The 15,459-nt window shown below is 44.3% G+C and carries 13 protein-coding genes, 1 tRNA gene and 1 riboswitch; of the genes, 13 read left to right on the top strand and 1 reads right to left on the bottom strand.

Annotated features, from left to right (window positions below):
- Window positions 1-19 precede the first annotated feature (19 nt).
- Both dnaB and ACFQ2J_RS09660 read left to right on the top strand, forming a co-directional pair.
- Entirely contained in the window at window positions 20-1,378 is a 1,359-nt protein-coding gene (gene dnaB / locus ACFQ2J_RS09655) for a replicative DNA helicase (protein WP_386059309.1), read from the top strand.
- Window positions 1,379-1,590: 212 nt separating this feature from the next.
- The gene (locus ACFQ2J_RS09660; RefSeq protein ID WP_386059312.1) at window positions 1,591-1,908 is read left to right on the top strand and encodes an MGMT family protein; all 318 of its coding nucleotides are present in this window, start codon (window positions 1,591-1,593) and stop codon (window positions 1,906-1,908) included.
- 27 nt (window positions 1,909-1,935) lie between these two features.
- On the opposite strand, the gene ACFQ2J_RS09665 is transcribed toward ACFQ2J_RS09660, so the two are convergent.
- Window positions 1,936-2,475, bottom strand: coding sequence for a CotY/CotZ family spore coat protein (locus ACFQ2J_RS09665; protein ID WP_386059314.1), 540 nt, complete (start codon window positions 2,473-2,475; stop codon window positions 1,936-1,938).
- Window positions 2,476-2,723: 248 nt separating this feature from the next.
- Here ACFQ2J_RS09665 and ACFQ2J_RS09670 point away from each other — a divergent pair, with 248 nt between their 5' ends.
- The 11 genes from ACFQ2J_RS09670 (at window position 2,724) to ACFQ2J_RS09720 (ending at window position 15,458) form a co-directional block, all read left to right on the top strand.
- Window positions 2,724-4,013: an adenylosuccinate synthase gene (locus ACFQ2J_RS09670; RefSeq protein WP_386059317.1), complete on the top strand. Its 1,290-nt coding sequence runs from the start codon at window positions 2,724-2,726 to the stop codon at window positions 4,011-4,013.
- A gap of 323 nt (window positions 4,014-4,336) precedes the next feature.
- Window positions 4,337-4,409 (top strand) — tRNA-Phe (locus ACFQ2J_RS09675).
- A 299-nt stretch (window positions 4,410-4,708) separates the two neighbouring features.
- A complete protein-coding gene (locus ACFQ2J_RS09680) occupies window positions 4,709-6,136 on the top strand; it encodes a peptidoglycan DD-metalloendopeptidase family protein (protein WP_386059319.1) in 1,428 nt (475 codons plus the stop codon).
- Between the two features lie 161 nt (window positions 6,137-6,297).
- A complete protein-coding gene (yycF, locus tag ACFQ2J_RS09685; protein WP_386059322.1) occupies window positions 6,298-7,002 on the top strand; it encodes a response regulator YycF in 705 nt (234 codons plus the stop codon).
- 6 nt (window positions 7,003-7,008) lie between these two features.
- Window positions 7,009-8,841, top strand: a complete 1,833-nt coding sequence (gene walK / locus ACFQ2J_RS09690) for a cell wall metabolism sensor histidine kinase WalK (protein ID WP_386059325.1) — start codon at window positions 7,009-7,011, stop codon at window positions 8,839-8,841.
- Window positions 8,838-10,196 (top strand): YycH family regulatory protein, encoded by a 1,359-nt coding sequence (locus ACFQ2J_RS09695; RefSeq protein ID WP_386059328.1) that lies wholly within the window; start codon window positions 8,838-8,840, stop codon window positions 10,194-10,196. Before walK ends, ACFQ2J_RS09695 begins: the two co-directional genes overlap by 4 nt.
- Window positions 10,177-11,073, top strand: coding sequence for a two-component system regulatory protein YycI (locus ACFQ2J_RS09700; RefSeq protein WP_386059331.1), 897 nt, complete (start codon window positions 10,177-10,179; stop codon window positions 11,071-11,073). The genes ACFQ2J_RS09695 and ACFQ2J_RS09700 overlap by 20 nt, the downstream gene beginning before the upstream one ends.
- A gap of 22 nt (window positions 11,074-11,095) precedes the next feature.
- Entirely contained in the window at window positions 11,096-11,893 is a 798-nt protein-coding gene (locus ACFQ2J_RS09705) for an MBL fold metallo-hydrolase (RefSeq protein ID WP_386059334.1), read from the top strand.
- A 69-nt stretch (window positions 11,894-11,962) separates the two neighbouring features.
- Window positions 11,963-13,183 (top strand): S1C family serine protease, encoded by a 1,221-nt coding sequence (locus tag ACFQ2J_RS09710; protein ID WP_386059337.1) that lies wholly within the window; start codon window positions 11,963-11,965, stop codon window positions 13,181-13,183.
- 391 nt (window positions 13,184-13,574) lie between these two features.
- A riboswitch (SAM riboswitch) is annotated at window positions 13,575-13,691 on the top strand.
- Between the two features lie 86 nt (window positions 13,692-13,777).
- Window positions 13,778-14,806, top strand: coding sequence for a methionine ABC transporter ATP-binding protein (locus tag ACFQ2J_RS09715; protein WP_386059340.1), 1,029 nt, complete (start codon window positions 13,778-13,780; stop codon window positions 14,804-14,806).
- Complete coding sequence (locus tag ACFQ2J_RS09720) at window positions 14,796-15,458, top strand: methionine ABC transporter permease (RefSeq protein ID WP_386059343.1); 663 nt, start codon at window positions 14,796-14,798, stop codon at window positions 15,456-15,458. The genes ACFQ2J_RS09715 and ACFQ2J_RS09720 overlap by 11 nt, the downstream gene beginning before the upstream one ends.
- Window position 15,459 lies beyond the last annotated feature (1 nt).

Genomic DNA, 15,459 nt, shown 5'->3' on the forward strand with positions numbered 1-15,459 from the left:
ACAAGAGGAGGAACCGCACGTGAGTGAATTTTATAATGATCGCACCCCGCCTCATAATATCGAAGCAGAGCAGGCGGTACTCGGTGCGGTTTTTTTAGAGCCTGAAGCAATGTCGACTGCGTCAGAAAAGCTGTTACCAGACGATTTCTACCGCGCTGGTCACCAGCGGGTCTTTGAAGTGATGCTCACTTTGTCTGATCGAGGAGAACCAATTGACCTCGTCACCGTTACAACTGCATTGGCAAATGCCAAAGTATTGGACGAAGTTGGGGGAGTCTCGTATTTAAGTGATCTCGCAAACTCTGTACCTACCGCAGCGAACGTCGAGTACTATGCTAAGATCGTAGAAGAAAAATCACTACTACGTCGTCTGATCCGTACAGCAACCGGCATCGTGACAAACAGTTTTTCTGAAGAGGAAAATGTTGACGGAGTACTCAATGATGCAGAGAAGAGCATCCTCGATGTATCCCAACGGAAAAACTCCGGCGCTTTCAAGAACATTAAAGATGTCCTGATTGATGTCTATGACAACATCGAACAGTTGCATAACACGAATGAAAGTGTGACTGGAATTCCGACTGGTTATCGTGACCTTGACCGGATTACCTCCGGTTTCCAGCGTAATGACTTGATCATCATCGCTGCCCGTCCGTCGATGGGTAAAACTGCATTCGCTTTGAACATCGCTCAGAATGTCGCAATCAATACAGATGAAAATGTCGCGATCTTCAGTCTCGAGATGGGAGCTGATCAGCTCGTTTCCCGTATGCTTTGTGCTGAAGGGAATATCGATGCACAGAAGCTGCGTACAGGAAGTCTTGAATCAGAAGACTGGAGCAAGCTGACGATGGCAATGGGAAGTCTTTCGAACGCCGGTGTCTATATCGATGACACCCCAGGGATCCGGGTCAGTGAAATTCGTTCCAAGTGCCGTCGTCTCAAGCAGGAGCACGGACTTGGCATGATTCTGATCGACTACTTGCAGTTGATCCAGGGTAGTGTCAACTCGAAGGAAAACCGTCAGCAGGAAGTTTCCGAGATTTCACGTTCCCTGAAAGGATTGGCACGTGAACTGAACGTTCCACTGATTGCATTGTCCCAGCTGTCTCGTGGAGTAGAATCCAGACAGGACAAGCGTCCGATGATGTCCGACCTTCGTGAATCCGGAAGTATCGAGCAGGATGCCGATATCGTAGGATTCCTTTACCGTGAAGATTACTACGAGAAAGAATCCGAGAATAATAATATCGAAATCATCCTGGCCAAGCAGCGTAACGGCCCGGTCGGTACCGTCGAGCTTGCTTTCGTCAAGCAGTACAACAAGTTCGTCGATTTGGATCATCGCTATTCTGATAGTGATGTTCCTCCGGCTTAGGATGATAGAGTATGCGCTGAACCGGCCAGATCGGTTGATCGCTCATAAATTCTGGATTTTCGCTCATAAACTTGCGGAAGTCGCCCATAAATCCTGGATTTCGCTCACAAATCAAAAATTTCGCCCACAAGCCAAACGGAAAGCTCCACTCTCAACAAAAGAGTGGAGCTTTTATACTATTCAAAGGTCAAATTTACCATCAGGAGGAGTATATGAAACCATTCACTTCAAAAGTCATTTCTATCATCCAATCGATTCCGGAAGGTTATGTAATGACCTATGGACAAATCGCAAAAGAAGCAGGCAGCCCTCGCGCTGCAAGACAAGTGGTGCGCATCCTGCACTCGATGAGCAGGAAACATGCACTTCCATGGCACCGAGTCATCAACAGCAAAGGGGAAATTGCAATCAAGGACGAAGCCTTGAATTATGATCAGATGATGATGCTTGAAGAGGAAGGGGTCAAATTTCTTTCCGAAAAAAAGGTGGATTTGGAAACCTGTCTATATGAACCAAATAAAAAAGCCTAAAGCTTAGGTGCCTTAGGCTGAGTCCGCTCAATCTTCTTTATCATGGTTAGATGCTGAAGGAGAAACTGGAGTAATAGCTGGTAGACATGTAATTCCGCAGAAGCAATTCAAGTCGATGATGATACATATGCCAGTTGCTTCGAAGTTCGCAATGCTTCTTCCAGGGAAGAATCTACACACATCACTGATATTTTTATCCGAAGGTTTAGGCTGGTTTCCACCGTTATTGACCGGAAGCAGCAACTCTACCTTCACACAGCAGTCACTGCCCTCGACGAAATGCTTCGCTTTGAGCACCGGTGTTTCTACACATTCGTAAGCAAATCCGCCAGATCCACCTCTAGGCGTCTGTACGACTCCACTTGCGATGAATGGCTTACAATTTTCACAGTAAAGGATGAATGGAACGGTCGTGTTCCCACCGTTAGCCGTCGATGGAGAAACAAGTTCCTGAATGGAAGTCTCGCAGCTCGTATCGCAATGTTTTTCTACTACATCATCCTGTGCATCGATGATATCACTGACGACGTCACAGATACAATCTTCTCTTCTTTTCCCACAGCTCATATGCTCAACTCCTTTGAAGTTTCATACACTATAACCTATGTCGCATAAGGGCAGGTGTCCGTGATTTTTGCATAAGGCAGCATAATTGGACACATGTCTTGGGTTTATAAAAAGCGGCACCATTATATTCGAACAATCATGCCGTGTTTTAATATTAATGTTCGTATTTTCGATTGACGAAACAGTCTGGAATTGATAAACTTACCATGTTGTGAACCAAAGACAAACTTTGAAGGTGGAGGTGCCTTATGTCTTCAGTAGTAGTAGTCGGGACCCAGTGGGGCGACGAAGGTAAAGGTAAAATTACAGATTTTCTATCACAGAATGCAGAAGTTGTTGCACGCTATCAAGGTGGAAACAACGCAGGACATACAATTAAATTTGATGGAGTAACTTATAAATTACATTTGATTCCATCCGGGATCTTTTTTGATGATAAAATTTGTGTGCTTGGAAATGGAATGGTCATCGATCCAAAGGCCCTTCTTGAAGAGCTTGCATACTTACATGATAAAGGTGTTTCGACCGATAATCTGCGCATCAGCAATCGCGCACACATCATCCTTCCTTACCATCTGAAACTGGATGCACTGCAGGAAGAAGAAAAAGGTGCGAATAAAATCGGTACGACGAAAAAAGGCATCGGTCCTGCTTATATGGATAAAGCAGCCCGTGTCGGTATCCGCGTCGTTGATTTGCTGGATAAGGAAAGCTTCCGTGAGAAATTGGAGCAGAACCTTGCAGATAAAAACCGTCTGTTTGAAAAAGTGTATGAAACAGAAGCAGTGAAGGTCGAAGATATCTTAGAGGAGTATTACGAATACGGACAGCAGTTCAAAAAGTACGTATGTGATACTTCCGTCGTATTGAATGACAACCTTGATGACGGCCGCCGCGTCCTTTTTGAAGGCGCACAAGGTGTCATGCTCGACATCGACCAGGGCACATACCCGTTCGTTACATCCTCCAACCCGATTGCAGGTGGCGTAACGATCGGATCCGGTGTAGGTCCTTCTAAAATCAAGCATGTCGTAGGGGTTTCCAAAGCATACACGACACGTGTCGGTGACGGTCCATTCCCTACTGAACTGCATGACGAAATCGGTGATCAGATCCGTGAAGTCGGCCGTGAATATGGAACGACGACCGGACGCCCACGCCGTGTCGGCTGGTTTGACAGTGTTGTCGTCCGTCATGCTCGCCGTGTAAGTGGAATCACCGACCTTTCCTTGAACTCGATCGATGTCCTGACTGGAATTGAGACATTGAAAATATGTACGGCTTATCGATATAAAGGTGAAATCATCGAAGAATTCCCAGCAAGCTTGAAAGAGCTAGCTGAATGTGAACCTGTGTACGAAGAAATGCCAGGCTGGACCGAAGATATCACAGGAGTGAAGAGTCTCCATGAGCTTCCGGAAAATGCGCGACACTATGTCGAACGCATCTCCCAGTTGACCGGCATCCCACTGTCGATCTTCTCGGTAGGCCCAGATCGCTCGCAGACAAACGTCGTCCGCAGTGTCTATAGCGAATAATAGTAGAAGGAGAGCCCCAATATGTGGCTCTCTTTTTTTGATTGGGGGTTGGGATGGTACTTGCGTTGACCGATTTGATGGTGGTTATGACCGATTTCAGCTAATTTTGACCGACTTTCACCAGATTTGGACCGATAATCCGCAAACTTGACCGAAACCCCAAGAAAGCGATTCTAATCTACTTTTGTCGAAAAAAGTATTGCACCCCTCCAATCATCTATGATACGATAAATCACGTTGCCGCAATAAAGAGGCTGAGTTGGCTAACGAGCACACTCACGTGAACAACGCGGAAACACTATTAAAAATATAATTACTATTATGGCTTGGTAGCTCAGTCGGTAGAGCAACGGACTGAAAATCCGTGTGTCGGCGGTTCGATTCCGTCCCAAGCCACTACAAAGAAGACCTGTTTCGACACAGGTCTTCTTTTTTTTGTAACATTATTGCAAAATAAGTCTGAATATTTTGGAGGTATACAACATTTTCAGGGCATTATTACACCTAATGTGATAAATACCCCTTACAAAAATACCAATTTTAACCATGTAGATTATAAGTTTGTTACATTTGGTCTAGTTCCATTCCAAAAGTCACAGGCATTATGATAGATTAATAAAGTGACAAAAATTACGCCGAAAATATCTTAATATATAGATTTATGTGTATGGGTAAAGGTTTAGGAGGATTTTATTGTGGTGAGGAAAGTGACGGAAGCAAAGAAGAAATCGAGTATCATCAAGAAAGTTGCCTTGACGACAGTGATCGGGATGGGACTTACCTTCGGCTCAGTATATGCGGAAGATAGTTTGCCGACGATCTATCATGTCTATGTAGACGACGAATACATAGGTGCAGTAGAAGATAAAGGAATTGTACAGAAATATGTACAGTCCCAGATTTCAGATGTACAGAAAGACCATAAGGAATACACGCTGACAACTGGTGAAGAAATCAGCTATGTTCCGGAGAAAGTGTTCGATCCTTCCTTCAACAATCAAAAAGTTTTGGACGAGCTCAAGGATGAAGTTTCCGTTGAAGTGGAAACTGTAGGTCTTAGCATTGGTGATGAAACGATTGCACACTTGCCTACCAAAGAAGCTGCTGAAGAAGCACTTCAGCAATTGAAATTGAAGTACATTGATGAGTCTACCCTGAAAGAAGTAGAGTCAAACATGAAAAATAGTAAAAAACCAGAAGTGAAAACTGGTGATTCTACTATAATAGACGTCACACTGTCCGAAGAAGTTTCATTTTCCAATGAAAAAACTTCACTGGATGATGTATTGACTGTAATAGACGCTGTAAAGTTGCTTCAAAATGGCTATCTTGCTGAGAAGAAGCACAAAGTAGCAGAAGGAGAAACGCTAGGCGAGATTGCCGGACAATATGATCTGGATACAGATAAATTGATTGAGCTGAACAAAGAGCTGAAAGAAGATAATCCGCTGCAAATCGGCCAGGAGCTGAATGTAACGGAAAAGCAGCCATACGTGGATGTCATTGTGAAAGAAGAGACGAAGAAAAAAGAAACGATTGATCATGAAACGGAAACGAAGACTTCCGACTCCATGTATAAAGGAGAAGAGAAAGTCACTCAGGAAGGTTCCGATGGAGAGAAGGTCGTTCACACTGCAACAACAAAAGTGAACGGGAAATCGACAAAGACGGAAACTCTGGACGAAGAAGTGACAAAGGAAGCTGTCAATAAATTGATTGTCAAAGGTACAAAAGTTAAGCCATCACGTGGAACAGGAAACTTTGTTCGACCTACAGTGGGTGGAACAATTACGAGTAAGCAAGGCCAGCGTTGGGGCTCCCACCATAAAGGAATCGACATCGCTGGTGTCAGCGACCGTACAATTAAAGCAGCAGACAACGGTGTGGTTGTTTCTGCAGGAAATTCTAACGATGGATACGGGAATAAGATTGTCATTAATCACAACAATGGATTCAAAACGATTTATGCCCACCTTTCTTCCATCAGTGTCAAACCAGGTCAGACGGTTACACGTGGAAGTAAGATCGGTATGATGGGGTCGACTGGACACTCCACTGGTGTCCACCTCCACTTCGAGGTATATAAAAATGGAAAGCTCCAAAATCCGCTAAGTCATTTATAAGTTTTTCAGAAGCCGCGCGCAATCATAGTTGCTGCGCGGCTTCTTTTATGACGCGATTATCACGCGATAAGACATTTACGCAGAAATGAGTTAGAATAAGGAAAACGTGACAAATACTAAGCAAACATAAATAAACAATATGGAAAAGGGATGTGTAACTAATGAGTCAGAAGATTCTTGTAGTAGATGATGAAAAGCCGATCAATGATATATTGAAGTTCAACCTTGAAAAAGAAGGATATGAAGTCGTATGTGCGTTTGATGGAGATGAAGCCATCGAACTTGCGAATGAAGAGACTCCGGATCTGATTCTTTTGGACATCATGCTTCCAGGAAAAGATGGTAACGAGGTGTGCCGTGAAGTTCGTAAAACTCAAAACATGCCGATCATCATGCTGACAGCAAAGGACTCTGAAATAGATAAGGTGCTTGGACTTGAGCTTGGTGCCGATGATTATGTGACCAAGCCGTTCAGTAATCGCGAACTTGTTGCTCGTGTGAAAGCGAACCTTCGCCGTCGTCAGGCTGAACCAGAAGACCCGAACAGCAAAAATAAAGATATCAAAGTCGGCCGCCTTGTTATCCACCCGGACGCGTACACTGTTACGCGTGATGGTGATTATATCGAATTGACTCACCGCGAATTTGAATTGCTTCATTACCTTGCTCGTCATATTGGACAAGTGATGACCCGGGAACACCTGCTTGAAACAGTATGGGGTTATGATTACTACGGTGATGTACGTACAGTCGACGTAACCGTCCGTCGTCTTCGTGAGAAAATCGAAGAAAATCCAAGCAATCCGGTATGGATCGTGACGCGCAGAGGTGTAGGATACTATCTACGTAATCCAGAGCAGGAGTAGTGTTGTATGAAGAAAGTCAGCTTTTTCAGTTCCATCCGGTGGAAAGTGATCGTTGTATATATTCTACTTTTATTATTAGGCATCCAAGTCATTGGTGCCTATTTTGCTAAGAACCTCCAGGATCGATTGGAGAATAATTTCATTTCTTCCGTTGAGGAAAGCTCGAATGTATTGAAATTCAGTCTTAAAGAAGCATTTCAGAAAGAGAACGAGCGAACCGAAGATGACCCTACTCTGGAATCCGAGGTGAGGAGCATCCTCTATGACTTTGATCCTCAGGATATTTCCACGATGCTTGTCATTGATCAAAACAGTCGGATCATTGCTGCTGAAGGACAGAATTATGACGAACAGTCAATTGTAGGAACGAAAACAAACCTTCAGATTATCAAGACAACCTTACTGATCGGCGAGGGAGAAACAGCAGAGGGACTGAATGAACAGACGAATGACCGCGTTTTCGTAAAAACGGAACCAATCATGGTAGGAAATACTGTGGTCGGTGCAATTTATATTGAAGCCGATATGAGTGTCATCTACGATCAGATGCAAGAAATCAACCAGATTTTTGCACAGGGTACATTAATTTCACTGACAATTACGGTGTTATTAGGTGTGCTTGTCGCCCGTTCAATTACAAAGCCGATTTCCGAAATGCGTAAGCAGGCAAAAGTAATGGCGACAGGTGACTTCTCGCAAAAAGTAAATGTGTACGGTACGGATGAAATCGGTCAACTCGGTATGACATTCAACGATCTTAACGACAAGCTGAAGCTATCGCAGGCGACGACAGAAGGAGAGAGACGGAAGCTCAGCTCTGTCCTTTCCAACATGTCGGATGGTGTAGTGGCCACTGACCGCCTCGGTGCCATCACACTGATGAATGCTCCTGCTACGATGCTGATCGGGCAGACATTCGAGGACGTCCAGGGCCAGTCTTTGATTGATGTACTTAATATCAATGATCAGATTTCCGATATTTCGGAAATTGAAGAGGTTGGTTCGATGATAATCGACATGAGTACCGATGAGGAGCCATTTTTGCTGAAAGCCAATTTTTCCGTAGTTGAAGATGAGTTTGAAGAGATGGGTGGTTTCATCACTGTATTAAGTGACGTTACCGAGCAGGAACGAGTGGAGCAGGAGCGACGGGATTTTGTTTCAAATGTTTCGCATGAACTGCGTACTCCTCTGACAACGATGCGAAGTTATTTGGAGGCCCTTTCTGAAGGTGCCTGGGAAGATAAGGAAATCGCGCCGAAGTTTCTCGACGTCACGCAAAATGAAACCGAGCGGATGATCCGTCTTGTCAATGATCTATTGCAGCTATCAAAAATGGATGCAAAGAATTACAATCTATCAAAGGATAGAGTAGATTTCAATCCGTTTTTCCACCATATCATCGACCGATTCGAAATGAATAAGGTGGAACATATCGCTTTTGAGCGATTAATACCGGATGAGCGTGTATTCGTCTGGATGGACCAAGATAAAATCACCCAGGTGCTAGATAATATCATCTCCAATGCCATCAAATATTCTCCAGAGGGCGGAACAATCCGGTTCCATACAGAAAAACGCCGAAATAAACTGGAAATCAGTGTGTCGGATGAAGGGATGGGGATCCCTACCGAAAAAGTCGACAAGATTTTCGAGCGCTTCTATCGTGTCGACCGTGCTCGAACCCGTAAATTAGGCGGAACTGGTCTTGGTCTTGCTATTGCCCGGGAAATGATAGAGGCACACCATGGCGAAATTTGGGCGAAAAGTAAAGAAGGTAAAGGAACAACCGTTTTCTTTACACTTCCGCTAATGAAGAAGCGGAGGGATCAATCATGAACATAGAAACGCTAAAATCGATTACATTGACGATTCTGATCGCCTTCAGTCTGTTTCTGACGGTCTCCTTATGGTATTACCAGCCCAATCTGGAGCCTATTGATGATAAGAATGTTGGTGCGGACACTAATATTGAAGAAGGTGTGACAAATAATCTATCTGAACTTGTAGTACCTGACCGTGTCATCCTGCATAAACAGGATCGTTTTTATAGTTTCCGAAATCAACTAGACCGAGAACGTTTCTTATCAGAAGTGAAAAATTGGACGATCAACGGCTTTTCCAGTCGAAACTTCATTCCGCAAAAGGGCTTATTAGCTGAATTGCATTTCCCTACAGCGATTCCTTCCAGCACGATTCAAAATCTGTTCACATTGTCGGAAGGAGCAGCATCCGGGATTATACCGGAGATGAACTTCAAGGAAGTTTATTTTGTTAACGATAATAACGAAAAGGTGGAAGTGTTTTTCAAAAAAGAGGATGAGGAAGGGTACATGGTAACCGCAATTCAGTCTGTCAGTGCGCTTCAGAGGCTGGATATGCAGAAAATCAATGAACCACTGAATGAACAACTTCTGTTTGATGCTGAAGGAGTAACAGAACGGATTTTTGTTCCGGCAGATGCAAGGAAGATTCCGGACTATGTTCTGTTAGCAACAGATATCGATAAAGAACCGTTGATCAGTACGCTATTCACTGAAAGAAATAATGTAAGAGTTAGTTCGACGAGTGATAATGGCAAGCGTTATTATGATAGTGAGAGTGAAATGGAAGTGCCGAACGGTGACAAGTACATGCGGTTCCGAACGGCGACAAGTACTGAATTATCGAACATGACAATGGGAGATGTACTGGTGCAAAGTATCGATTTCGTGAATGATCATACTGGATGGACAAATAAATTCCAGTTGACCGAACTCACAGATCGTCAAGCGACGTACCGCATGCATTTTCAAGGTATTCCTCTTCTGAACTGGGATAACCTCACCACCATTCATATCGAATATGTGCAGCAGCAGGTCGCGAATTATGATCGACCGTTGATCAGCATCGAAGGGGAACTGGATAATAGTGATGGTGATGAAGACAATGGTAATGTAAGACAACTTCCTTCGGGTGAAACGGTCACCAGCTATTTAGTGAACAATTACGATGAAGACTATCTCGGTAGAATTGAAGATGTAAAAATCGGTTATCGACTGGTCTCCCCGGCAGAAGCCTCAGTTGTCTATTATGTTCAGCCTTACTGGCATATCAAGATCAACGGCGGCTGGGAACAATTCGAAATTGATGAATTGTCCAATATGCGTTCTTCAGGCAAGGGAGGTGCTGGACTTGCAATGGGGCCAAATTAAAACATTGTTTATCCTCAGCTTCCTTATTGTCGATATCTTTCTATTGAATCAATTACTGGATAAAAGATTTGAAGTGACTGAATCTTTTGGCGGAAATGATACCCCGTTGGCTGAGCAGATGGAGGCGGATGATATTGATGTAAGTGCCGTCCCGAGTGACACTCCGAAGGCATCCTACTTGACATTGGATAGGGCAGAGTTTACCGAAGATGATAAAACTGAGCTTGATCAAATTGATGGACTTAATGCAAGAATTTATAATGATGACCTGATCGCAGCCAGGTTTGAAGAACCGATTCCAATCGATGAAGATGCCAGCAGAGAAGAGATTATGGAGTTAGTGAATGATACATTCCTATATAATGATTTATATTCGTACTGGGGATGGAACAAAGCAGAAAATGTACTGATGTTCTTTCAGAAAAGTAAAGGCAGTACCGTTTATTTCAATGAGAGTGGTATGATCATGTTTCTGGTGGAAAAAGGAGAGATTGTCGGGTATGTGCAGACACGTCTGAAACCTCCAAATGAAGAAGATGTGGATGAAAAGGAACTGATCCCGCCAATCAGTGCTGTATATCTGCTTTATACAAGAAATCATATTGTACCTGGAGATGAAGTGACCGATGTGACACTCGGCTACCATTCCAAGATCAAACCGGAATTGGACGGGTTAAGCCGCTTGCAGATTTTCGCTCCGGTTTATAAAGTGACGATCAACAATGAGAAGGAACTGTTCTTGAATGCAACGCCGTATGAAGGAATCATTGAAATGAATGAAAGTGAATTCATTAAGCAGACCAAAGAAAAATTCACGGAGACGATCCAGTCTAATAATGGACCGGTTGTACCTATGGAAGACGGAACAGAACAATAATGAGTAAGTGGAGGGTCGAAGGATGACCTTACGTTTTAGTGTGCTTGCTTCAGGCAGTACAGGTAATGCGTTTTATATTGAAACAGCACAGGAAAGAATATTAGTAGATGCCGGACTGAGTGGCAAAAAGCTGGACGGACTTTTTGCCGGCGTTGATATCGATCCAAGCAAAATTACGAAAGTGCTTGTCACTCATGAGCACAGTGATCATATTAAAGGTTTGGGAATCATTGCACGTAAATACAACTTGCCGATTTATGCAAATGAAAAAACGTGGAAAGCGATGGAACCCGCATTGGGTAAGCTGACAGTCGATCAGAAATTCCATTTTGGTATGGAAGAGACGAAAACATTCGGGGATTTGGACATTGAGTCGTTCGGCGTTTCCCATGACGCAGCGGATCCAATGTTCTATACGTTTCATCACGAAGGGAAGAAAGTAGCGCTCGTGACTGATCTCGGCTATGTATCAGAACGGATTAAAAAGACGGTCGAAGGTGCAGATGCCTATATTTTCGAATCGAACCATGATGTCGATATGCTTCGAATGGGACGTTATCCATGGAATGTGAAGCGGCGAATTCTCGGTGATTCCGGTCACGTTTCCAATGAAGATTGCGCGCTTGCGCTTACCGATCTTATTACAGATAAAACAAAGCGTATTTATTTGGCACATTTAAGTCAAGATAATAACATGAAAGATTTGGCTAGGATGTCGGTAGATAACGTGTTGAAGGAAAGAGGCTTTGAGACAGGAAGCAGGATTGAACTCCATGATACGGATCCGAATGCACCGACACCCCTGTATGTAGTGAATTGAGTTTACACTTGTTGTAAACAAGGAAAAGTAATTTAGATAATTACTTACGGAAAGGACTGGTGGTGGAAGATGGGCTATTACGATGACCATTCACCGGCTGAATCCCATCAGAAAAAGAAAAGCTGGGTGATGCCAACCATCGTGGGAATCATTTTAGGGGCCGTGCTGGTGCTGCTTGCACTTCCTGCTTTGATTCAATCGAACATGCTTCCTTATGACATCACGATACCTGATGATGAAAGCGGCTTGGTCGATGAGGATGAAGCACTGACAGGTGCAGAACAGAACATACAAGTCGATGTGAATACACAGGTGACCGAGGTTGTCGAGGAAGTCAGTCCAGCGGTAGTCGGTGTTGTCAATATGCAGTCTCAGTCCAGCTTTTGGCAGCAGGAAGAGCAAGGAGAAGCTGGTACTGGATCCGGTGTCATTTACAAAAAAGATGGGGATACCGCATATGTGGTCACCAACAACCACGTGATCGATGGGGCTGATGAAATTGAAGTTGTCCTTTCCAACGAAGAACGGGTTAAAGCGGAATTGATTGGCGGAGACTTGTTCACCGACCTTGCCGTATTGAAGATGCCGGCTGATAAAGTGGAAAAGGTAATCGATCTCGGTTCATCCGACAAAATTAAGGTTGGGGAACCCGCGATTGCGATTGGAAACCCCCTAGGCCTGCAATTTTCTGGATCGGTTACAAAAGGGGTCATCAGTGGTAAACAGCGAGCAATTCCTCAGGATTTCAACGGAGATGGTCAGCCCGACTGGCAGGCAGATGTCATTCAGACGGATGCGGCTATCAACCCAGGGAACAGTGGTGGTGCCTTGATCAATATCAAAGGACAGCTGATTGGAATCAACTCGATGAAAATCGCTAGATCAGCGGTTGAAGGAATTGGATTTGCCATCCCGATCGACGAAGCGAAACCGATCATTAATGAGCTGGAGACACAAGGGAAAGTGACTCGTCCATTCCTCGGTGTGGAGGCTTATTCACTGACAGATGTACCTAGCCGTGAATGGGAGGAAACGCTCAAGCTACCTGAAGAAGTCCAAGGTGGGGTCTATATCCGCTCCATTGAACCATTATCCCCAGCAGCTAAAGCAGGGTTGAAAGAGCTCGATGTCATCACGGAATTGGATGGAGAACCGATCCAGAACATCATCGAACTGAGAAAACATTTATATGCAGAAACGAAAGTCGGCGACGAAATGACCGTAACATTCTACCGGAACGGTGAACAGCAGCAAGTAACCGTCACGTTAGCCGCCCAAGATGATTTTTAAGTAAGTAACCTTTCCTGAAGTGGAGATGATCCACATGTCAGGAAAGGTTTTTTTGTGTAAAATAATATCCACAGGTTGTTAGTAAGTTGAGGATAAGCCAAATAGATATAGTAGCGAACATAAATTCCTATACCAAATAGAGAAACTACCTGTTGATATGTGGATAATTTTTGTGGATAAACTGTTTGCAGTGTGGAATAACATGTGAATAATGAGTCATCAACAGGTAATGTGCGTAATTTTGTGGATAAAAAATGAAAGCGTCAAGCAAAGGCAGTAAAGACAGGGAATAGCGAAAATGCACGAAAATATTTTGAAAATTTTTATTGACACCGTTTATTCAGGTGTATTAGTATTAGCATCAACATTAAAAAACGAATAGCAATCAATCTTCTTATCCAGAGAGGTGGAGGGACTGGCCCTTTGATACCTCGGCAGCGGATTTCATGGTGTACCATGAAAAACTGTGCCAATTCCAGCGAGTGCGTATGCACTTGAAAGATGAGAAGAGACGGTACATAGATCATTATGGACCCCTCTTCTTGTTTTTCAGGAAGAGGGGTTCTTTTCGTTTATTTGAAAGGAGTGTACAGCATGATCCACTTTGAGGATGTCAGTAAGGTGTACGAGAACGATGGCAAGGAATTGAGGGCTGTCGATCACGTAGATCTGAGAATCGAAAAAGGGGAAATCTTCGGTGTCATAGGTTTCAGTGGTGCTGGTAAAAGCACCTTGATCCGGCTCGTCAATCTGATTGAGGCACCAAGTGATGGGAAAGTGCTCGTTGATGGGCGTAATTTAGCTGCCTTACCTAAACCAGAACTTAGGAAGGTGCGGAGAAAGATCGGGATGATTTTTCAGCATTTCAACTTATTGGAGTCGAAGACCGTCTATCAGAACGTTGCGTTCCCATTGTCACTTGCGAAGGTTCCTAAAAAGGAGATTGAAGCGCGGGTTACGGAAATTCTTGAGTTTGTCGGATTGGAGGATAAAGCGAAACAGTATCCTGACCAGTTGTCTGGAGGACAAAAGCAGCGGGTTGGTATCGCAAGGGCATTGACCACTTCTCCTGAAATTCTGCTTTGCGATGAAGCAACTTCTGCACTGGATCCGCAGACGACGAAGTCCATCCTGGATTTATTGAAAAGAGTCAGGGATCAGTACAACATAACCATTTTGATGATTACGCATGAAATGCAGGTGATCAAAGAGGTGTGTGACAAGGTTGCGGTGATGGAAAATGGGAAAGTAATCGAGCAGGGAACAATTTTCGATGTCTTTTCCAATCCTGAACATCCGACTACGAAAAACTTCGTTCGCACTGTCATGCAGGATGACATTCCAGCCTCGATCCTTAAGCAGGTGGAAGGTAGAGCAGGAGGACGCCACGTTTACCGGGTAACTTTTCTCAGGGAAACAGCGGGGGAACCGATTCTGTCGAAAACAGCCAAGAATTTCGATGTCGATGTGAATGTGCTTTATGGACAGATTACGGAACTGCAGGGGGTCCCATTCGGCAATCTGATTGTCGAACTTCAAGGAGAAGATGCTGAAATTCTGAGGGCCATCCATTTTATCCAATCCTCGGTGGCAGTGAAGGAGGTAGTTGCAGATGCAGGTTGATTTGAGAGAGTTTTGGCCGAAAATCCTTGAAGCTACCAATGAAACTTTGGCAATGGTAGGCTTCTCATTATTATTCGCAACATTGATCGGACTTCCACTTGGGATTGCGCTCGTCGTGACAAGGCCGAACGGACTGCTACATAACCGTCCGCTTTTCAATGTACTGAACGCTATCGTCAACTTTTTCCGTTCGATTCCATTCATCATTCTGCTGGTGGCAATTCTGCCGATTACGCGGTTGATTGTCGGAACAACGATTGGTACATCAGCGGCAGTCGTTCCGCTCGTATTCTTTGCAGGCCCATACATTGCAAGGCTCGTGGAAAGCAGCCTGCTTGAAGTGAAGCCAGGTGTCGTGGAGGCAGCGGAAGCGATGGGAGCGACTCCATGGCAGATCGTATTTAGGGTGCTTGTGCCAGAAGCGTTAAGTTCACTCATTTTGAACTTGACGATCGCAACGATCGGACTCGTCGGAGCATCGGCGATGGCAGGGTTCGTTGGTGGAGGCGGTCTTGGGGACTTAGCAATCGCATACGGCTATCAGCGATTTGAAACTGAAGTGATGATCATTACGGTGCTGTTGCTGGTCGTAATGGTGCAAGGACTGCAATCCGCAGGAAATCATTTATCCAAAGGCATCAGAAGAAGATAGA

Source organism: Thalassobacillus hwangdonensis (assembly GCF_042675915.1).
GTDB classification, from domain to species: Bacteria; Bacillota; Bacilli; order Bacillales; family Halobacillaceae; genus Thalassobacillus_A; species Thalassobacillus_A hwangdonensis.